Source organism: Xanthomonas sp. LF02-5 (assembly GCF_034105325.1).
Lineage (GTDB): Bacteria > Pseudomonadota > Gammaproteobacteria > Xanthomonadales > Xanthomonadaceae > Xanthomonas_A > Xanthomonas_A sontii.
The window spans coordinates 311,013-330,402 of record NZ_JAXGGF010000006.1 but is presented as its reverse complement, the minus strand read 5'-3'; the positions used below and the strand labels follow the sequence as shown (position 1 = coordinate 330,402).

20 protein-coding genes and 1 riboswitch are annotated in these 19,390 nt (G+C 70.3%); of the genes, 13 read left to right on the top strand and 7 right to left on the bottom strand.

Annotated elements, in window-relative coordinates; all coding sequences use genetic code 11:
- Positions 1 to 580 precede the first annotated feature (580 nt).
- Positions 581 to 964: a MerC domain-containing protein gene (locus SLW52_RS17075; RefSeq protein ID WP_017911918.1), complete on the bottom strand. Its 384-nt coding sequence runs from the start codon at positions 962 to 964 to the stop codon at positions 581 to 583.
- A gap of 75 nt (positions 965 to 1,039) precedes the next feature.
- Between SLW52_RS17075 and SLW52_RS17070 the strand changes: the two genes are divergently transcribed.
- The gene (locus SLW52_RS17070) at positions 1,040 to 2,365 is read left to right on the top strand and encodes a GTP-binding protein (RefSeq protein ID WP_320740800.1); all 1,326 of its coding nucleotides are present in this window, start codon (positions 1,040 to 1,042) and stop codon (positions 2,363 to 2,365) included.
- 61 nt (positions 2,366 to 2,426) lie between these two features.
- Here the strand turns inward: SLW52_RS17070 and SLW52_RS17065 are convergent, their stop codons facing one another.
- Positions 2,427 to 3,290: an EamA/RhaT family transporter gene (locus SLW52_RS17065; RefSeq protein ID WP_320740799.1), complete on the bottom strand. Its 864-nt coding sequence runs from the start codon at positions 3,288 to 3,290 to the stop codon at positions 2,427 to 2,429.
- Between the two features lie 85 nt (positions 3,291 to 3,375).
- On the opposite strand from SLW52_RS17065, the gene SLW52_RS17060 reads away from it, so the two are divergent.
- Together SLW52_RS17060 and zapE are read left to right on the top strand one after the other, a co-directional pair.
- Entirely contained in the window at positions 3,376 to 4,041 is a 666-nt protein-coding gene (locus tag SLW52_RS17060) for an alpha/beta family hydrolase (RefSeq protein WP_320740798.1), read from the top strand.
- Positions 4,038 to 5,135 carry a cell division protein ZapE gene (gene zapE, locus SLW52_RS17055; protein ID WP_029561968.1) on the top strand — a complete coding sequence of 366 codons (1,098 nt, stop codon included), beginning with the start codon at positions 4,038 to 4,040 and terminating at the stop codon, positions 5,133 to 5,135. The genes SLW52_RS17060 and zapE overlap by 4 nt, the downstream gene beginning before the upstream one ends.
- A gap of 22 nt (positions 5,136 to 5,157) precedes the next feature.
- On the opposite strand, the gene SLW52_RS17050 is transcribed toward zapE, so the two are convergent.
- Positions 5,158 to 5,556 (bottom strand): hypothetical protein, encoded by a 399-nt coding sequence (locus SLW52_RS17050; protein WP_320740797.1) that lies wholly within the window; start codon positions 5,554 to 5,556, stop codon positions 5,158 to 5,160.
- A gap of 141 nt (positions 5,557 to 5,697) precedes the next feature.
- Here SLW52_RS17050 and SLW52_RS17045 point away from each other — a divergent pair, with 141 nt between their 5' ends.
- From SLW52_RS17045 to SLW52_RS17035, 3 genes are all read left to right on the top strand, one after another.
- Positions 5,698 to 6,156: a MarR family transcriptional regulator gene (locus SLW52_RS17045; RefSeq protein ID WP_320740796.1), complete on the top strand. Its 459-nt coding sequence runs from the start codon at positions 5,698 to 5,700 to the stop codon at positions 6,154 to 6,156.
- 84 nt (positions 6,157 to 6,240) lie between these two features.
- On the top strand, positions 6,241 to 6,672 hold the full coding sequence (locus SLW52_RS17040; RefSeq protein ID WP_010342071.1) for an organic hydroperoxide resistance protein: 432 nt from the start codon (positions 6,241 to 6,243) through the stop codon (positions 6,670 to 6,672).
- Positions 6,673 to 6,837: 165 nt separating this feature from the next.
- The gene (locus SLW52_RS17035) at positions 6,838 to 7,608 is read left to right on the top strand and encodes an NAD-dependent deacylase (RefSeq protein WP_010342072.1); all 771 of its coding nucleotides are present in this window, start codon (positions 6,838 to 6,840) and stop codon (positions 7,606 to 7,608) included.
- An 18-nt stretch (positions 7,609 to 7,626) separates the two neighbouring features.
- On the opposite strand, the gene SLW52_RS17030 is transcribed toward SLW52_RS17035, so the two are convergent.
- From SLW52_RS17030 to ompR, 3 genes are all read right to left on the bottom strand, one after another.
- Positions 7,627 to 8,547: an alpha/beta hydrolase gene (locus SLW52_RS17030; protein WP_320740795.1), complete on the bottom strand. Its 921-nt coding sequence runs from the start codon at positions 8,545 to 8,547 to the stop codon at positions 7,627 to 7,629.
- Positions 8,548 to 8,624: 77 nt separating this feature from the next.
- Positions 8,625 to 9,893: an ATP-binding protein gene (locus tag SLW52_RS17025; RefSeq protein WP_320740794.1), complete on the bottom strand. Its 1,269-nt coding sequence runs from the start codon at positions 9,891 to 9,893 to the stop codon at positions 8,625 to 8,627.
- Positions 9,890 to 10,618 (bottom strand): two-component system response regulator OmpR, encoded by a 729-nt coding sequence (gene ompR / locus SLW52_RS17020; protein WP_267124979.1) that lies wholly within the window; start codon positions 10,616 to 10,618, stop codon positions 9,890 to 9,892. Before ompR ends, SLW52_RS17025 begins: the two co-directional genes overlap by 4 nt.
- 178 nt (positions 10,619 to 10,796) lie before the next feature.
- Here ompR and SLW52_RS17015 point away from each other — a divergent pair, with 178 nt between their 5' ends.
- The 5 genes from SLW52_RS17015 to SLW52_RS16995 all read left to right on the top strand — a co-directional run bounded on the left by SLW52_RS17015 (position 10,797) and on the right by SLW52_RS16995 (position 16,584).
- Positions 10,797 to 11,324 carry a hypothetical protein gene (locus SLW52_RS17015; RefSeq protein WP_320740793.1) on the top strand — a complete coding sequence of 176 codons (528 nt, stop codon included), beginning with the start codon at positions 10,797 to 10,799 and terminating at the stop codon, positions 11,322 to 11,324.
- Between the two features lie 187 nt (positions 11,325 to 11,511).
- A riboswitch (cobalamin riboswitch) is annotated at positions 11,512 to 11,731 on the top strand.
- Between the two features lie 180 nt (positions 11,732 to 11,911).
- Entirely contained in the window at positions 11,912 to 14,326 is a 2,415-nt protein-coding gene (locus tag SLW52_RS17010) for a ribonucleoside-diphosphate reductase subunit alpha (protein WP_017911177.1), read from the top strand.
- Positions 14,327 to 14,434: 108 nt separating this feature from the next.
- A complete protein-coding gene (locus SLW52_RS17005) occupies positions 14,435 to 15,475 on the top strand; it encodes a ribonucleotide-diphosphate reductase subunit beta (protein WP_010340146.1) in 1,041 nt (346 codons plus the stop codon).
- 127 nt (positions 15,476 to 15,602) lie between these two features.
- The gene (locus SLW52_RS17000) at positions 15,603 to 16,163 is read left to right on the top strand and encodes a flavodoxin (protein WP_152236672.1); all 561 of its coding nucleotides are present in this window, start codon (positions 15,603 to 15,605) and stop codon (positions 16,161 to 16,163) included.
- An 88-nt stretch (positions 16,164 to 16,251) separates the two neighbouring features.
- Positions 16,252 to 16,584, top strand: coding sequence for a thioredoxin family protein (locus SLW52_RS16995; RefSeq protein ID WP_148827238.1), 333 nt, complete (start codon positions 16,252 to 16,254; stop codon positions 16,582 to 16,584).
- Between the two features lie 106 nt (positions 16,585 to 16,690).
- Here SLW52_RS16995 and SLW52_RS16990 read toward each other — a convergent pair whose 3' ends face one another.
- Positions 16,691 to 17,596 carry a LysR family transcriptional regulator gene (locus SLW52_RS16990; RefSeq protein ID WP_320740792.1) on the bottom strand — a complete coding sequence of 302 codons (906 nt, stop codon included), beginning with the start codon at positions 17,594 to 17,596 and terminating at the stop codon, positions 16,691 to 16,693.
- Between the two features lie 99 nt (positions 17,597 to 17,695).
- Between SLW52_RS16990 and SLW52_RS16985 the strand changes: the two genes are divergently transcribed.
- Both SLW52_RS16985 and SLW52_RS16980 read left to right on the top strand, forming a co-directional pair.
- Positions 17,696 to 18,949: an MFS transporter gene (locus tag SLW52_RS16985; protein ID WP_320740791.1), complete on the top strand. Its 1,254-nt coding sequence runs from the start codon at positions 17,696 to 17,698 to the stop codon at positions 18,947 to 18,949.
- A 25-nt stretch (positions 18,950 to 18,974) separates the two neighbouring features.
- The gene (locus SLW52_RS16980; protein WP_048489193.1) at positions 18,975 to 19,355 is read left to right on the top strand and encodes a VOC family protein; all 381 of its coding nucleotides are present in this window, start codon (positions 18,975 to 18,977) and stop codon (positions 19,353 to 19,355) included.
- The last annotated feature ends 35 nt before the right edge of the window (positions 19,356 to 19,390 follow it).

Here is a 19,390-nt window from a genome sequence, read left to right as displayed (position 1 = left end):
AGGCAGGGCGCGCTTTCTTTTGGTTACCTTTTCTTTGCGCGAGCAAAGAAAAGTAACTCGCCCGAAAGGGCGAAAGCCTTTGCTGTTGCTTCGAGCTTGAGTGTCGAACAAGAAGAATCGTAGGAGCGGCGTCAGCCGCGACCAGCGTAATCGGTCATGCATGTCGCGGCGTAAGCCGCTCCTACAATCCAGCGGCCGCCGCAGTAGCAGCAAATGCAAGAGCAAAAGCTTTCGCCTTGCGGCGAGTTACTTTTCTTTGCTTGTGCAAAGAAAAGTAACCAAAAGAAAGCACACCCTGCCTCGCGCCCTCCGCGCTAACGCGCTCCGGGTCCGCGTCCATCCCGGGGATCCGCGGAAGGGGCATCCTGCCCCTGCCGCGGACGGCGTACATCCATGTACGCCGCCCCTTCGGGGTTTTTCCCCGCGCTGGCCGCCGCTTCGGAAGGGAACCCGACAAGTCAAAAGCCAGAGCAACGGCAAAAACAACGGCAAAAACAACAGCAAAAACAACAGCGAAAGCCACGCTGCATCGCGCCCCTGATCGCCTCGAGCGAAGCGCGCTACACAGCGCGCCCCATGCTCAATGCCGGCAACGCCGCCGATGCCGGCGCCAGTTCCACAGATGCGCACTGGCCAGCGCCAGACTGCCGCTCACCGTCATCGCGGTCTCGCTGGCCTCGTCGGGAATCCCAAAGGCGCCGGCCAACAGGCCGAGCAGGCCCAGTGCCGCCAGCGTCCACAGCGGCCAGGGCAGCGCGTCGCGCCGGTGCCCGCGCCACAGCGCCAGCCCCGCCAACGGCGCGGCGATCGCCACGAACACCACGTGCACCCACTCGGCCTCGGCCCAGACGCCGAACAACGGCAGCGCCGCGGCCAGCAACGGCAACGCCAGGCAGTGCAGCAGACACAGCCCGGACAACACCATCGCCGAGGCGTCGAAGAAGGATTGCGGCAGGGATTTCATGGACGTCCACTCCAATGCTTCAAGTGTTATATAGTAACATTTCCAGCCCGCCACGCCTCCGCGCCGATGCCCGCCATGTCCACGTCCGCCGTTTCCGATTCCCGCCTTCCCGTCACCGTCCTGTCCGGCTTCCTGGGTGCCGGCAAGACCACCCTGCTCAACCGCGTGCTGCACAACCGCGATGGGCGCCGGGTGGCGGTGATCGTCAACGACATGAGCGAGGTCAACATCGACGCGGCGCTGATCCGCGACGGCGGCGCCGCGCTCAGTCGCACCGAAGAGACCCTGGTCGAGTTCAGCAACGGCTGCATCTGCTGCACGTTGCGCGACGACCTGCGCCAGGAGGTGCAGCGCCTGGCCGAGAGCGGGCGCTACGATTACCTGCTGATCGAATCCACCGGCATCTCCGAGCCGATGCCGGTGGCGGCGACCTTCGCCGTGCGCGACGCCGACGGCCGCGGCCTGGCCGACCTCGCGCGCCTGGACACCATGCTCACCGTGGTCGACGGGGTCAGCTTCCTGCGCGACTTCGGCTCGGCCGAGCGCCTGGCCGACCGCGGCCTGCAGGCCGGGGACGACGACGAGCGCGGGCTGGTCAACCTGCTGGTGGAGCAGATCGAGTTCGCCGACGTGATCGTCATCAGCAAGGCCGACCTGGCCGATACGGTCACGCTCGACCGCACCCGCGCGGTGCTGCGCGCGCTCAACCGCGATGCGCGCATCGTCGAGGCCAGCCGTGGCGATATGCCGCTGGAGCTGGTGCTGGACACCGGCCGCTTCGATTTCGTGCGCGCGCAACTGGCGCCGGGCTGGATGCAGGCGCTGCGCGGCGAGCACGCGCCGGAGACCGAACAGTTCGGCATCGAAAGCTTCGTCTATCGCGCGCGCCGGCCGTTCCATCCGCTGCGCTTCGCGCGGCTGGCGCAACGCGGCCTGCGCGACGTGATCCGCAGTAAGGGCTTCTTCTGGCTGGCCAGCCGCATGGACTGGGTCGGCGAACTGTCCATCGTCGGCGCGGCCACCCAGACCCAGGCGGCCGGCTTCTGGTACGCGGCACGCGAGCGCGTGGACCGCGGCCTGCTGGACACGCCGCTGGCGCTGCCGCCATCGCCGCTGCCGTACACCGAGCTCGGCTGGCAGCGCCAGCAGACTGCGTGCTGGAACGCGCCGCCGCCGCAGGCCGAGGAGGTCGGCGATGCGCGCGAGTACGCGGCGCTGCGGGCGATGTGGCATCCGCTGTGGGGCGATCGCCGCCAGGAACTGGCGGTGATCGGCGTCGGCCTGGACACGGCGCGGGTGCGTGCCGAACTCGATGCCTGCCTGCTCGACGATGCCGAACTGCGGCAGGGGCCGGTGGTGTGGCAGGGCTTGGAAGATCCGTTTCCGGTGTGGAGGCGCTGAAGGGCCGGGAATGGGGAATCGGGAGTGGGGAATCGTAAGAGCGGGGTGCGGGTGCTGATGGTTAGCTGCCTGCGCCCAGCGCGATCAGCACGATCGCCGGCACCGCCAGCAGCAGGCCGAGGCGGTTCCAGCGGGTGGTGCGTTCGCCGAACACGGCGATGCCGAGCAGGGTGCCCAGGCCGATCACGCCCAGGTTCATCGCTGCGAACACGCTGGCCGGGCTGTCCGGCAGGGCCTGGTGCGCGCGCACGTAGAACAGGATGTTGCCGAAGTTGAGCGCGCCCAGCAGCAGGCCGGCGCCGAGGTTGCGCCAGGCCAGCGGGGCGGTGCCGCGCAGATGGCGCCACAGCTGCACGCCCAGCAGCAACACGAAGGCCAGCGCGAAGGCCACCAGCAGCGAAGCGGCGAACGGGGTGCCGGCCTGGGCGATGCGCTTGAGCAGCACGTCGATCGCGGCGAAGCCGACCCACACCAGCAGCAGCCATGGCGCGGTGCCTGCGGCGCGGTGCGACGTCGTGTCCGGCCGCTGCACGATGCCGGCGATCGCCAGCAGGCCCAGCGCCAGGCCGGCCAGCTTGGCGGCGTTGGCGTGTTCGCCGAACCACAGGAAGGCCGCGGCCAGCGACAGCAGCAGCGACAGACGCTGCGCCGCGTCGGTGCGCACGATGCCGGCGCTGGCCACCGCGCGGCCCAGCACCAGGAAAATGCCCGGCAGCAGCACGCCCAGGCCCAGCAGCGCCACCCACGGCGTCTGCGCGTCGCCCAGCGCGGCCAGCGGCGGGTGCAGCAGCGCGGCGCACAGCAGCAGCGCCGCCAGGTAGTTCCAGGTCACCGCCTGGGCCAGGTCGATGCGCCGTTGCGGCGACAGCTTCAGCAGCGCCGAGACCAGCACGCTGCACACCACACTCAGCAGGACGAACGCCACGCGGGATCCGGATCGGGAGGAAAAAGGAACGCTGCGTGTGCGGCCTTCGCATGTGGCCGGCACCCAGCCCCGGTATTATGACCGCATGACCTCTCCCGCTTTCCCCAGCGCTTCCGGCGCGCTGACGCTGCAAGGCCCCGCCGGCCCGATCGAGGCCGCGGTCGATCTGCCCGACGCCGACGTCGCCGCGCTGCCGGTCACCGCCATCGTCTGCCATCCGTTGTCCACCGAGGGCGGCAGCATGCACAACAAGGTGGTGACCATGGTCGCGCGCGCGCTGCGCGAACTGGGCGTGCGCGTGGTGCGCTTCAACTTCCGCAGCGTCGGCGCTTCCGCCGGCAGCTTCGACCACGGCGACGGCGAGCAGCAGGACCTGGCCGCGGTGGCCGCCTGGGTACGCGATCAGCGTCCGCACGACGCGCTGTGGCTGGCCGGTTTCAGCTTCGGCGCCTACGTCTCGCTGCGCGCCAGCGCCGCGCTGCAGCCGCAGGTGTTGATCTCGATCGCGCCGCCGGCCGGGCGCTGGGATTTTTCCGACATGGCGCCGCCGCCGCAGTGGCTGGTGATCCAGGGCGAGGCCGACGAGATCGTCGACCCGCAGGCCGTGTACGACTGGCTGGAGACCTTGGAGGCGCAACCGCAACTGGTGCGCATGCCCGACACCAGCCATTTCTTCCATCGCAAGCTGATCGACCTGCGCGGCGCGTTGCAGCACGCGGTCAAGGCCTGGCTGCCGGCGGCACAGGCGTGAGCGCGGCGGCATTGCCGTCGCAGCGCTACGCCGAGGGCGTGGCGCGCGGCGACTGGCGCGACGATCCGGCCCAGCATGCGGCGCTGGCCGAACTGGACCGCATCCACGTCGCGATCGTGGACGGCGACCAGGAGGGCTGGCTGGACCGGCTGTCGGCGTTCTGGAAGAAGCCCGAGCCAGTGCGTGGACTGTATTTCTGGGGCGGGGTCGGCCGCGGCAAGACCTTCCTGGTCGATCTGTTCTACGACGGCCTGCCGATCGCGCGGAAGTACCGCACGCATTTCCACCGCTTCATGCGCGGCGTGCACGAGCGCCTGCGCGAACACGCCGGGCAGAGCGATCCGCTGGCGAAGATCGCGCAGGAGTGGCGCAGCCGGCTGCGCGTGCTGGTGCTGGACGAGTTCTTCGTCACCGACATCGGCGATGCGATGCTGCTGTCGCGCCTGCTCGAGCGCCTGTTCGCCGAGGGCGTGACCCTGGTCACCACCTCCAACACCGCGCCGCAGAACCTGTACCTCAACGGCCTGCAGCGCGAGAGCTTCCTGCCGGCGATCGGCTTGCTGCAGACCTATTGCGTGGAGCTGTACGCCGAGGGCACCGAGGACTACCGCATGCGCGCGCTGACCCGCTCGCCGGTGTACCGCGCGCCGCTGGCCGAAGACAGCGACGCCTGGCTGGGCGAGCGCTGGGGCGCGCTGACCGGCAATGCCGAGGCGCGCCGCGGCAACATCGAACTGGAAGGGCGCAAGATCCCGGTGCGCGCGCGCGGCAAGAGCATCGTCTGGTTCGATTTCGTCGCCTTGTGCGAAGGCCCGCGCGGTCCCAGCGACTACATCGAGATCGCGCACGAGTTCACCACCGTGCTGCTCGGCGGCATCCCGCACTTCGACCGCATGAACGAGGATGCGGCGCGGCGCTTCGTCAACCTGATCGACGAGCTGTACGACCGCCACGTCAACCTGGTCTGCACCGCGCAGGATCCGCCGCCGCTGCTGTACACCGGCGAGCGCCTGGCCGGTGCGTTCGAGCGCACCGCCTCGCGGCTGATCGAAATGCAGAGCGCCGAGTACCTGGCGGCGGCGCACCGGGTCTGAGCGCAGGAGCGTCTGCGGACGCTCAGCGCACCGCGCCGGGCGCACACAGCCCGGCGACGAAGCGCGGCATCAGGCCCGCGCCGGCGATCTCTTCCAGATAGGCAACTGCCGGGCAACTGGCGCCGCCTGCGCTGCGCGCGCAGCGCGCCGGCCCGGACGCGCCGTCCTGCGGCAACTGCCGGTCCATGGCCTGGCGCTGCGCTGCCGACAATCCATCGCGAAAGGTCTCCTCGGCATCGAGCAGATCGGCCGGGGTGAGCCGGTCGGTCGGCACGCCGGGGCACTGGCGACGGGTTTCGCGGGCCAGCGCGTCGGCGCCGGCACCGACCAGCACCGGGCCATCGGGCAGGGTGTTGGGCACGGCCTTGGACATCACGGGGGCAGCGCCGAGCGCGGCCAGCAGCAGGAACGATGCGCGCATGCGGAAGCTCCTTGACGTTGCGCGCAGCGTAGCCCTGCGCCACTGGCGGCACGAGGGGAGGGCGGCGCCCGCTTCAGCGAGGAGTCGGCGGGGCAAAAATATCGCTTGCTATTAAATAGCGCGCTATGTAATGTAGTGCCCATGGACCGCACCTCTGCCCCCGACGCCACCGCCCTGCTGAAGCTGGATACCCAGCTGTGCTTCGCGCTGTATTCGGCCAACCTGGCCATGCACAAGCTCTACCGCGGGCTGCTGCGCGACCTCGGCCTGACCTATCCGCAGTACCTGGTGATGCTGGTGCTGTGGGAGCAGGACCAGCGCAGCGTGTCGGAGATCGGCGAGAAGCTGTTCCTGGATTCGGCCACGCTGACCCCGTTGCTCAAGCGCCTGGAGGCGATCGGCCTGCTGACCCGCAGCCGCGCCGCCGCCGACGAGCGCCGCGTGCTGATCGCGTTGACCGCCGACGGCCAGGCGCTGCGCACGCGCGCGCAGGCGGTGCCGGAAGGCGTGCTGTGCGCGGTCGCCTGCGATCTGCAGCAACTGACCCGGCTCAAGCACGATCTGGAAGAGGTCCGCGGCAAGTTGCAGGCCGCCGCCTGAGCGGTTCCCGACCCGATCGCAGTCCCCTCTAACCCGCCCCTCTACCCCATGGCGCCGCGGCGCCGCCCTCCAAGGAGAACCACCATGGCTTCACCGACCACCATCGCCTACACCGCCACCGCCACCGCCACCGGGGGCCGCGACGGCCGCGCCGCCACCCCGGACAAGGCGCTCGACGTCAAGCTGTCGACCCCGCGCGAGCTGGGCGGCGCCGGCGGCGACGGCACCAACCCGGAGCAGCTGTTCGCTGCCGGCTACTCGGCCTGCTTCATCGGCGCGCTGAAGTTCGTCGCCGGCCAGGAGAAGGTGAAGCTGCCGGCCGAGCCGAGCATCGAAGGCCATGTCGGCATCGGCCAGATCCCGGGCGGCTTCGGCATCGCCGTGGAACTGCGCATCGCCGTGCCGGGCCTGGAGCGTGCGACGCTGGAATCGCTGGTGGAGAAGGCGCATCAGGTGTGCCCGTACTCCAACGCCACCCGCGGCAACATCGACGTCAAGCTGGTCGTGCTCGACTGAGCCAGCCGGAGGTCCGGGCCGGCGTCTGTGCCGGTCCATGACCACGCGCGAACGGGCGGCCACTGGCCGCCCGTTCGCGTTGCGGGCGCCTGCGCGTGCTGCCGTGCACATTGAGGCCGCCCTGTGGCGATGCAATAGTGTGCGCTTGGTCAAATCGAGCGCGCCATGCTCAGTTCCGCCTACAACGCCGAGACCGTCGCCGCCTTCATCCAGGGCGCGCGCCGTCTGCTGGTGCTGACCGGTGCCGGCATGTCCGCCGAGAGCGGGGTGCCGACCTTCCGTGGCCAGGACGACAGCCTGTGGTCGCGCTTCGATCCCGAGCAACTGGCCACCGAGGACGCCTGGCGTGCCGACCCGGCCCTGGTCTGGGGCTGGTACCGCTGGCGCATGGCGATCGTGGCGCAGGCGCAGCCGCACGCCGGGCACCTGGCGCTGGCGCGCCTGGCCGAGGTCCGCCACACCACCCTGGTGACCCAGAACGTGGACGACCTGCACCAGCGCGCCGGCAGCGAGGTCGCCGCGCACGTGCACGGCCGCCTGTCGGCGCTGCGCTGCAGCGACTGCGGCCAGCCCTGGCGCGGCCTGCTGCCGCCGATCGACGTGCACACGCCCAGCCAGCGCCTGGCGCCGCCGGTGTGCGCGGCCTGCGGCGGCACGGTGCGCCCGGGCGTGGTGTGGTTCGGCGAAGCGTTGCCGGCGGCGGAGTGGGCGCGCGCGCAGACCGCCGCCGACAACGCCGACCTGGTGCTGGTGATCGGCAGTTCCGGCCTGGTCTATCCGGCGGCCAGCCTGCCGCTGCAGGCCAAGGAGCGCGGCGCCTGCGTGGTCGAGATCAATCCCGAACCCAGTGCGTTGTCGGCCCGTGCGGATCTGCACTGGCGCGACAGCGCCGCGGTGGCGCTGCCGTTGCTGCTGCAGCAGTGCATGGTGGCCTGAGCGAACCACCCGCGGCGCTCAGCGCAGGGTGTGCAGGAACGCGTCCACCGCCGCGGTGTAGGCCGAGGGCAGGCCGAGGTCGCGGTTGAGTTCGGCATGGCTGGCATCCTGCGGCAGCACCTCGACGCGGATGCCGCGGCCGTTGGCCTTGGCGGCCAGGTGGTGCGCCTGCGCGCAGGCATCGGCACGGCGGCTGGAGCACACCGCCAGCAGCGGCGGCGCGCTGGCGCCCATGACGTGGTACGGCGAGGCGGCGATCCAGTCGCTGCGCACGCTGCCGAAGGCGCGGTCGTACAGCGGCAGATGCCGTTGCTGCATCACCTGCTCCACGTCCATCGCCGCACTGTCCAGCGCCACCGTGCCCAACGGTCGGCGCGCCCCGGCCTGCGCCAGCAGGTCCGGCGACAGGTCCAGCAGGCTCACCAGGTGCGCGCCGGCCGAGTGGCCCATCAGCACCAGCCGCGCCGGGTCGGCGCCCCACTGCGGCGCCAGTTGCTGGATCCGTGCGACCGCGCGCGCCACGTCCTGCGCCTGCTGCAGCGGCGTGGCCTGCGGCAGCAAGCGGTAATTCAGCGACACCAGCACATGGCCCTGCGGCAGCCAGTGCGCGACCTTGTTGGCGGCCACGCCGGGGTTGTCCTTGTCGCCGTCGGCCCAGCCGCCGCCGTGCACCATCACCAGCAGCGGCGCCTGGCGCGCGCCGACCGGCAGGTACACGTCCATGCGCTGCGCCGGGTCCGGGCCGTAGGCGACGTCGCGCAGCACCTGCGCGCCAGCGGGCAGTGGCGCACGCGCGGTGTCGGCGCGATCGCCCTGCAGGCGCTGCAGCAGGCGGGCGCGCAGGCGCCCGTCCTGGGCGTGGACGGGAGCGGCGAGCAACGGCAGCAGCAACATCAGGGCGAGCAGGCCGTGGGTGGGCGAGGGGCGGGACAGGCGCATGGGCGGATCACTCCATGGAGGACGGCGAGGAGGGGCGTGGCGCGGCCGACGCGTGCGGGCGTCGGCGCGCGCCGGGTTCAGGCCGGGCGCAGATGCAGGATGGCGCACAGGCCGTGTGGGGCGATGGGCTGCAGCAGCAACGCGCCGCGATGCTGGCGGGCGACGCGCTCGACGATCGCCAGGCCCAGTCCGCTGCCGCCATGGCCGCCGTGCACGAATGGCTGCGGCGCGCGTGCGGCCAGCGCCGGGTCCAGGCCGGGGCCGTGGTCGCGTACCTCGATGCGCCAGCCATCGCCGCCGTCGCCGTGCAGGCGCAGCTGGAACGGCGCCGCGCCATGCCGTTCGGCATTGCCGATGAGGTTGCCGAGCGCGCGCTGCAGCGCCAGCGGCCGCCCGTGCAGCGGCGCCTGCGCGGGCAGGACGGCCTCCCAGCCGGGTTGCGCCGCGCCCAGCGCCTGCCGGCAGAGGTCGACCAGGTCCAGGGCGACGGCCGGTTCGTCGCGGCCGTCGCGGGCGTAGGCGATGAACTGCGCCAGGATCGCGTCGATCTCGCCGATGTCGCGCTCCATGCCCTCGCGCAGTTCCGGCTCCACCTGCGGCAGCAGCGCCAGCGCGTACTGCAGCCGGGTCAGCGGGGTGCGCAGGTCGTGGGAGATGCCGGCCAGCAGCAGCGCACGCTCGGCCGCGGCGTGGCGCACGTCGGCGCTGGCCGCCGTGAGCGCCTGCGCCAGCGCGGCGACCTCGCGCGGACCGCCGGTGGCGATCGGTGCGGCCTGTTCGCCGCGGACCAGGTGCGGCGCGGCCTGCGCCAGTTGCCGCAGCGGCCGCACCAGGCGCCGCGCGACCAGCGCAGCGGCCAGCCAGACCAGCAGCGCGCAACCGGCCAGCATCGCCACCGAGAACCGGCGCAGGCCGTGCTCGCGCGGCTGGCTGGAGAACGCCACCCACAGCGGGGTCGGCGTGGCCAGTTGCAGCCACAGGGTGCCGTCGGCATCGCGGCGCAGCGCGCGCCCGGGGCCGAGCTGATCGGCCGCGCGGCGCTGCATCGCGTCGGCCAGCGGGCCGGCGGCGCTGGCGGTGGGCGGCGCGCTGCGCAGTTGCAGCCCGGCCTCGCGCAACGCCGGCGTCAGCGCCGCAGCGGCCGGCGAGCGCTGCAGCGCCTCGGCGACATTGGCGAAGCCGTGCAGCATGCGCAGTTGCTGCTGCGCTGCCGGCCGTACTGCCAGTTCGCGGCCGAGCAGCAGCGCCAGCAGGCCGGCGCCGGCCAGCACCAGCGCGATCACCAGCGCCAGTTGCCCGAACAGGCTGCGCGGCCAGCCGGCGACGCGGGAAGCCGGCGCGCTCACGCCTGCGGCTCCGGCGGCACGTACACATAGCCCACGCCCCACACGGTCTGGATCAGCCGCGGCGTGCGCACGTCGTCCTCCAGCAGCTTGCGCAGCCGCGCGACGATCACGTCGATGCTGCGCCCCAACGGCTCGTGTTCGCGGCCGTGCGCCAGGCTGGACAGGCGGTCGCGGCTCAGCGGCTGCTGCGGGTGCCGCAGCAGCACCGACAGCACCGCGAACTCGGCGGTGGTCAGCTTCAGCGGTTCGCCGTCGCGGCGCAGCTCGCGCCGCCCCAGGTGCAGGCGGAAGCGGCCGAAGCCGATCTCGCCGCCGTCCGGCTGCGGCGCGCCGGCCCCGCCCGGGCGGGTACGGCGCAGCACCGCACGGATCCGCGCCAGCAGCTCGCGCGGGTTGACCGGTTTGGGCAGGTAGTCGTCGGCGCCGATCTCCAGGCCGACGATGCGGTCGATCTCGTCGCCCTTGGCGGTCAGCATCACGATCGGGGTGGCGTCGCCCTGGCCGCGCAGGCGCCGGCAGATCTCCAGGCCGTTCTCGCCGGGCAGCATCAGGTCCAGCACCACCAGGTCGTAGTGGCCGCGCGCCAGCGCCTGCTGCAGCTGCACGCCGTCGGCCACCGCCTTGACCGCGAAGCCCTGGCTCTCCAGGTAGCGGCACAGCAGGGCGCGCAGGCGGTCGTCGTCGTCGACCAGCAGCAGGCGGGGAGCGGGCGCGGCATCGTCCATGGACGCCACTATCGGTTGCGCCGCGGGCCCGCGGCAACGGCCGCCGCGGCGCAACTGTAAGCGGATGTTTCCGCCGCGGCGTTCGGCAACATTTGCTGGCCGATGCGGCGCCCGCGGCGCCGGCGCCATGGCTACGGTGACGCTCGGCAGCACGCCGCTGCCGTCACCGGAGAACGCCATGTCGCTGTCCCGTCGCATCACGCCCTTGCTGCTGGCGCTGGCCGCCGGCGTCCTGGTCGCGCCCAGTGCACCGGCACGCGAACACACCCGCACGCGCACCGCCGGCGGCACCGACGGCGTCCGCCACGCCGCCGTGCAGGCCAGCGCCAGCGGCGCGCACGGCAGCGTGCAGCGCGCCCGCCAATGGCAGGCCGACGGCCAGGGCAACGCCAGCGCGCGCAGCGCCGCTACCCGCACGACCGCCGCCGGCGGCAGCGCCACGCGCCAAGGCAGCGCCGAGCGCAACGCCGACGGCAGCGCCAGCCGCCAGGGCAGTGCCAGCGTCCAGCGCGCCGACGGCGCCAGCGCGAGCAGCAGTGGCAGCCTGGCCCGCGCCGCCGACGGCACGCTCAGCGGCAGCCGCCAGAGCAGCGTCGATGGCACGCAGGGCAGCTACCAGGGCAGCACCAGCGTGCAGGGCGGCAGTGTCGTCCACACCGGCACCTGCACCGACGCCAGCGGCGCGGTGGTGCCGTGCCGGCCCTAAGCGAGGCGGCGGTGTCGGGGTCGTCCGGGGGCGCCAACGCCCGTGTTTGCGGCCGGCTTCACGACCCCGTCACGGCCGCGAACGGCCGCCGCGGCGGGACCGGAATCGGCCGTCGACGGCAAACCGTTGCCAGGCTTAGGTTTTCGTAATTTCACCCATATTTAGCGTTGACGTCGCCGACCGACCCCACTATCTTGGGGTGGTCGGTTCCGGCGGCCCCAAGCCGCGGGATCAAAAGGGAAGCCGGTGCGGCGTGCCAACGCCAACTCCGGCGCTGCCCCGCAGCGGTAATTGGGAACGAACCCGTCATCCGCACTGAGGCGCCCGCCTTGGGAAGCGACGGGCTAGGAACCGGCCACGGCCGTTGCCCATCAGCCCGAAGACCTGCCGACAGCCGCGCGAAGCACACCGCGCGGCGCCGATCGCGCGCTCTCCGGGGGGAGAGGGTCGGTGCAGCGTTGACCGCCCGCAGGCCCGGTGCCTGCGCCGTTTGCAGTCTTCGCGACACCGCCTGCCCACCTGCGAACCCGGTCGGACCGCTGCCTGCGAGGGTCGGGCGGCCGCGTGCACCACGCTTGGAGACCTTCATGAGCCAGACCCACAGCCTGCCGGCCACCGCGTCCGTCGACGCCGCCGTCGACCCCACGACCGCTGCCGCCACTGCCCAGCCGGAGCCGACGGCCAGCAGCGAGCCGAGCAACGACCAGCGCGCCGTGACCTGGATCGTCAAGGACGGCGGCAACCGCCGCATGGCCTTCGACCGCTCGCGCCTGCAGCGCACCCTGGACCGGATCCACGCCGAGTTCCCGCAGCTGGACGTGAGCGACTACGAGCGCAAGGCCTTCGCCTTCATCGAGAAGAAGGAAAGCCTGTCGGCCGACGACATGGTCGACTACCTGATCCGCGAGGCCGAGTCGCGCGTGGACATCGCCACGCCGGAGTGGGAGTACTTCGCCGCGCGCCTGTACCTGGACCGCCTGTACAAGCGCGCCAGCAAGAACCGTTTCTACGATGCCGGCGAGAAGTACGGCTCCTACGTCGGCCTGCAGGAAAGTCTGGCCGACCGCGGCGTGTACTCGATCGACATCCTCAAGAACTACTCCAAGGACGAACTGGCCGAAGCCGGCCGCATGATCGATCCGGAGCGCGACAAGCTGTTCGCCTACAACGGCCTGTACCTGCTGGCCACGCGTTACCTGGCCACCGACAACTCGCGCAAGGTCTACGAACTGCCGCAGGAGCGCTGGCTGACCATCGCCCTGTACCTGATGCAGGACGAGAAGCCGCGCGAGCGCCGCATGCAGCTGGTCGGCGAGGCCTACTGGGCCCTGTCCAACCTGTACATGACCGTGGCCACGCCGACCCTGGCCAACGCCGGCAAGATCGGCGGGCAGCTGTCGAGCTGCTTCATCGACACCGTCGACGACAGCCTGCAGGGCATCTACGACTCCAACACCGACGTGGCGCGCGTGTCCAAGCACGGCGGCGGCGTCGGCGCCTACCTGGGCTACGTGCGTTCGTCCGGTTCGGCGATCCGCGGCGTGAAGAACTCCAGCGGCGGCGTGGTGCCGTGGATCAAGCAGCTCAACAACACCGCCGTGTCGGTGGACCAGCTCGGCCAGCGCAAGGGCGCCATCGCCGTGTACCTGGACATCTGGCACCGCGACATCGAGGCGTTCCTGGACCTGCGCCTGAACAACGGCGACCAGCGCCTGCGCGCGCACGACGTGTTCACCGCGGTGTGCGTGCCGGACATCTTCATGGAAGCGGTGGAGCGCCGCGGCGAGTGGTACCTGTTCGACCCGCACGAGGTGAAGGAGGTCAAGGGCTGGTACCTGCAGGACTTCTTCGACGAGAAGCGCGGCGAAGGCAGCTTCCGCGCCAAGTACGAGGAAGTGGTGGCCGACGAGCGCATCGGCCGCAAGGTGGTCAAGGCCATCGACATGTTCAAGCGGATCATGGTCAGCCAGCTGGAGACCGGCAACCCGTTCATGTTCTATCGCGACGAAGTCAATCGCATGAACCCGAACAAGCACCAGGGCATGGTCTATTCCAGCAACCTGTGCACCGAGATCCTGCAGAACATGAGCCCGACGCGGGTCATCCAGGAGATGATCAGCGGCGACCAGATCGTCACCACCAAGCAGGCCGGCGACTTCGTCGTGTGCAACCTGTCCTCGGTGAACCTGGGCCGCGCGGTCACCGCGCAGCCGGACCTGCTGTCGCCGGACATCCTGGAGCGGCTGATCCGCGTCCAGGTGCGCATGCTCGACAACGTCATCGACCTCAACGAGCTGCCGGTGCCGCAGGCCACCATCACCAACCAGAAGTACCGCGCGATCGGCCTGGGCACCTTCGGCTGGCACCACCTGCTGGCGCAGAAGGGCATCGACTGGAATTCGCCGGACGCCGAGGCGTACAGCGATTCGCTGTACGAGCGCATCAACTACCTGACCATCCAGGCGAGCCTGGCGCTGGCCAAGGAGAAGGGCGCGTACAAGGTGTTCAAGGGCAGCGACTGGCAGAACGGCGAGTACTTCACCAAGCGCGGCTACGACAGCGCGCAGTGGCAGGAACTGGCCGCGCAGGTGAGCGTGCACGGCGTGCGCAACGCCTGGATGGTGGCGGTGGCGCCGAACATGAGCACCGCGCAGATCGCCGGCTCCACCGCGTCGATCGACCCGATCTACAGCGCGTTCTACTACGAGGAGAAGAAGGACTTCCGCCGTCCGGTGGTGGCGCCGGGGCTGACCGTGGACACCTATCCGTACTACGAGAAGGGCGCCTACAAGGTCGATCAGTTCGCCAGCGTGCGCCAGAACGCGCGCCGTCAGCGCCACGTCGACCAGTCGATCAGTTTCAACTTCTATGTGCCCAGCGGCATCCGCGCCAGCACCCTGCTGGACCTGCACATGACCGCGTGGAAGGAAGGCCTGAAGACCACGTACTACGTGCGTTCCAACGACATCGACATCAGCGAGTGCGAGTGGTGCTCGAGCTGATCGCCGGCGTCTGACGCCCGCGCCGCGCGGCAGGCCGGTCCTGCCGCGCGCGTCCCGCATTCCCGCGCCGTCCGCCGGCGCCGTTCACCCGACTACCGAAGCACATCCATGGCCATCGCGCTCGACCGCATCAAGATCCTCGAACCGCTGCACCCCAACCGTTCCACCGGCATCATCAACGGCACCACCAGCGGCATCCTCAACTGGAACGACATCCCGTACCCGTCCTTCTACCGGGCGTACAAGGAGCTGTCGACCAACTTCTGGATCCCCGACGAAGTGGACATGAAGGGCGATGCCAAGCAGTACGGGGAGCTGTCGGCGCGCGAGAAGAACGCCTACGACTCGATCATCGGCCTGCTGGCCACGCTGGATTCGCCGCAGACGCGCTTCATCTACAACGTCGCCGAATACATCACCGACCCGGCCGCGCACGCCAACGCCGCGATCATCGGCCAGCAGGAAGTGATCCACAACGAGAGCTACTCGTACGTGCTGGCCTCGATCGCCGGCCTGGCCGACCAGAACCGCGTGTTCGAGATCGCCCGCACGCATCCGACCATCATCGCGCGCAACCAGCCGATCATGCAGGCCTACGACGACTTCATGCGCGAGAAGACCGCAGAGACCCTGCTGCGCTCGCTGATCCAGTCCTCGATCCTGGAAGGCATCAACTTCTATTCCGGCTTCGCGTATTTCTACAACCTGGTGCGGCAGAACCGCATGACCGGTACCGGCAAGATCATCAGCTTCATCAACCGCGACGAGCTGGCCCACACCAAGTTCATCAGCGAGCTGATCCGCGCCATCATCGGCGAGAACGCCGAGCTGCAGACCAACGAACTGACCGACTACGTGCACCAGGCCTTCGAGCATGCGATCCGCCTGGAGACCGAGTGGTCCTCGGAAGTGCTCGACGGCATCGAGGGCATCGACGTGGACGAGATGATCCAGTACGTGAAGTACCGCGCCAACAAGATGTCCGGCATGCTCGGCATCGAGAAGCTGTACAGCGGCGCCAGCGACAACGTGATGCCGTGGATCAAGGCCTACGCCGACAACTTCACCGAGACCAAGACCGACTTCTTCGAGATGCGCAACGCCAGCTACAAGAAGACCAACTCGGACAACGGCTTCGACGATCTTTGAAGGGCCGGGATTGGGGATGATCAGCCGTTCGGCTGCTGAAAAGCCAGGCATTCGGGATTGGTGAAGCACCGCCATCCTGCTCTGACGAATCCCGAATCCCGAATCCCCACTCCCGAATCCCTGCCCCATGCGTATCCTGCTCGCCTACGCTTCGCTCAGCGGCAATACCCGCGACGTCGCCCGCCGCGTGCATGCGCAGTGCGAGGCGGCCGGGCACGCGGTCACCTGGATCCACACTGATCTGCAGACGCTGCAGGGCGCGCTCGGCGATGCAGCGCGCGCGGCGGACTTCGATCTGCATCTGCTCGGCAGTTGGAGCGACAACGCCGGGCGCACGCCGGCGGAGATGAAGCGCTATATCGCCGAGTTGGTCGAGGCGACAGGCAAGACGATCGAAGTGGCGGCGTTCGGCACCGGCGAGACGCAGTGGGGGCTGGAGTACTACTGCGGGGCGGTCAAGCGCATCGCGCGGTTCTTCGAGAGTGTTTATCCATTGCTGGAGATCGAGCAGATGCCGCACGGCGACCGCGACAACGCGGCCATCGACGCGTGGTGCGCGCAGGTGCTGGCGTTGTGCGCGGCGCGCGCGTCGTTGGCAGGCGATGTGCCGGTGGCCGCTGCCGAGTCCGCTCCCGCGGGCGCGGCTGGCTTCGCTGCGAGGGTGTTGCCGTTGCATGGCAGCGGCTGACGCCGTCGTCGTTCATCTGTTTTCCTGGCATCGCCGGCGTCCCCATCGCACGCCGGGCTTCTTCCGACATCAGACAAGGTTTCGTTCCATGCTCACCACCATCACCGTTTCCAGTGCCGAACAGTTCGCCGATGCCCTCGCCGCGCATCCGCGCGTGCTGGCCGATTTCAACAAGGACAACTGCCCTGGTTGCCGCATGCTCGACAAGTCGCTGGAGCGTTTCGCCGAGGGCGAGAGCGCGCAGGGCGTGACCCTGCTCAAGGTGAAGATGGAAGACGTGGGCGAGGACTTCTTCCGCGCCCAGGGCCTGCGCCAGACCCCGACCCTGATGCTGTTCCGCCAGGGCGAGGAAGTGGCGCGGGTGCCCGGCTTCGTGCCGCCGGCCAAGATCGACGAAGCGGTGCGCACGCATCTGGGTTGAGCGCTTGCGTTCCTCGTAGGAGTGGCTTTAGCAGCGATAATCTCTATCGGTAAAGCCCTTCGGGGCTAAAGCCGTTTCTACATTGCTGCTAGGGGAGTGCAGCCCCCTACCCGCGCCTGCCCGCCGCATGCCCCTGCGCCAACTGCCACAGGTGGCGCACAATCGGCATCGCCTGTGCGGTGGCCGGCAGCGCGGCCAGGGCCAGGCGCGCCATCGGCACGCGGCCTTCGATGTCCAGGTAGCGCACGCCGGGCAACTGTACCTGCGCGGTCGAGGCGGGGACGACCGACACACCCAGTTCGGCGGCCACCAGGTTGACGATGGACGACATCTGCGGCGCTTCCTGTTCGATCTTCAGTTCGAAGCCGGCCTGGCGGCAGGCATCGAGGATCTCGTCGTAGAGGCTGGTGCCGAAGCTGCGCGGGAACAGGATGAACGGTTCGCCGGCCAACGCGGACAGCGGCGCGCGGCGGCGCCTGGCCAGGCGATGCGCCGCCGGGACGGCGATCTTCATCGGCTCGTCGGGCAGCTTGAGCAACTGCAGTTCCGGGGGCGTGGCCACGCTGTAGCGGATGAAGGCCGCATCCAGCCGCCCCTGCAGCAGCGCGGCGAGCAGGCCGGCGGTGTTGGTCTCCTCCAGCGCCAGGGTCACCGCCGGCCAGCCGCGGCGGAAGCCGCGCACCAGGGTCGGCACGATCGGGTTGAACGCGGCCGAGGCGGTGAAGCCGAGCCGCAGCACGCCGCTCTCGCCGCGTGCGGCGCGGCGCGCGGCATCGCCGGCGCGCTCCAGGTCGGCGAGCACGCGCCGGGCTTCGGTGCGGAAGGCGCGGCCGGCCTCGGTGAGCTCGGCGCCGCGCGGCGTGCGCACGAACAACGGCGTGTCCAGTTCCTCCTCCAGTGCGCGGATCTGCTGGCTCAGCGGCGGTTGCTGGATGCCCAGCTGCGCGGCGGCGCGGGTGAAGTGCCCGGCCTCGGCCACGGCCAGGAAATAGCGCAGGTGGCGCAGTTCCATGTCATATCCAGAGCATATGGAGAGTGGGTCGATCATATATTGGACGCCGGGTGGCGGCAGGCGAATACTGACCATCCGTCTCCCGCCGCGACCCACACCGTGAACGCCTCCAGCCAATGCCCGCCGGTGCACGCCGTGGACGATGCGCCGCTGTTGCGCATCCGCCTGGCGCTGTTCCTGGCCGGCTTCGCCACCTTCTCGCTGCTGTACAGCGTGCAGCCGCTGCTTCCCGAGTTCGCCCGCGAGTTCGGCCTCAGCGCGGCGGCCAGCTCGCTGCCGCTGTCGCTGGCCACAGGCGGCCTGGCGATCGCGATCTTCTGCGCCGGCGCAGTGTCGGAAACGCTGGGCCGGCGCGGGCTGATGTTCGTGTCGATCGCGTTGGCGGCGCTGCTCAACCTGCTCGCCTCCTACCTGCCGCACTGGGGCGCGCTGGTGGTGGTGCGCGCGCTGTCCGGCATCGCCCTGGGCGGCGTGCCGGCGGTGGCGATGGTGTACCTGGCCGAGGAACTGCCGGCGAGCCGGCTCGGCGCGGCGACCGGGCTGTACGTGGCCGGCAATGCGTTCGGCGGCATGGTCGGTCGCATCGGCATGAGCATGCTCACCGACCACTTCGACTGGCGCACCGCGCTTGCCACGCTGAGCGCGGTGGATCTGCTGGCTGCGGTCGGCTTCGTGTGGCTGCTGCCGCCGTCGCGGCACTTCGTGCGCCGCCAGGGAGTGAACCTGCGCTTCCACCTGCGCGCCTGGGGCGGGCATCTGCGCGATCGCCACCTGCCGTGGCTGTTCGCGATCCCGTTCCTGGCGATGGGCGTGTTCGTCAGCGTCTACAACTACGCCGGCTTCCGCCTGGGCGGGCCGGAATTCGGGCTGAGCCAGAGCCAGCTCGGCATGATCTTCAGCGCCTACGTGTTCGGCATCGTGTCGTCCTCGGTCGCCGGCGCCGCCTCGGACCGGTTCGGTCGTGGCCCGGTGGTGCTGGCCGGCATCGCCACCGCGGCGCTGGGCGTGGCGCTGACCCTGGCGCATGCGCTGGTGCCGGTCATCGCCGGCATCGTGCTCCTGACCATCGGCTTCTTCGTCGCGCATTCGGCGGCCAGCGCCTGGGTCGGGCGCCTGGGCGGGCAGTTCAAGGGCCATGCCGCCTCGCTGTACCTGCTGGCGTACTACGCCGGTGCCAGCGTGATCGGCTCGCTCAGCGGTGCGGCGTGGCAGCACGGCGGCTGGAACGCACTGGTCGCCTGCTGCCTGGTGTTGCTGGGCATCGGCCTGGTCGCCGCGCAGGTGCTGCGCTGCGGCGCCGACGACAGCCGCCCCTACGGCCGCTTCGGGCCGCATCCGCCGCGCGGCGAGTGAGCCGCCCTCCAACGAGCATTCCGCAATGCAGATCGACCATCTCGACCATCTGGTCCTCACCGTCGCCGACATCGAGGCGACCTGCGCGTTCTATGCGCGGGTGCTGGGCATGCGCGTGGTGACCTTCGGCGAAGGCCGCAAGGCGCTGGCGTTCGGCGAGCAGAAGATCAACCTTCATCGGCATGGCCACGAGTTCGACCCGAAGGCGCGGGTGCCTACGCCGGGCTCGGCCGATCTGTGCTTTCTCACCGCCACGCCGCTGGCGCAGGTGGCCGAGGAACTGCGCGCTGCCGCCGTGCCGATCGAGGACGGGCCGGTGCAACGCACCGGCGCCCGCGGACCGATCCTGTCGCTGTACTTCCGCGATCCGGACGGCAACCTGATCGAGGTCGCCAACCCGTCGTGAACAGGGGCGCCGCCGCGGCGGCGCCCGTGGCGTTC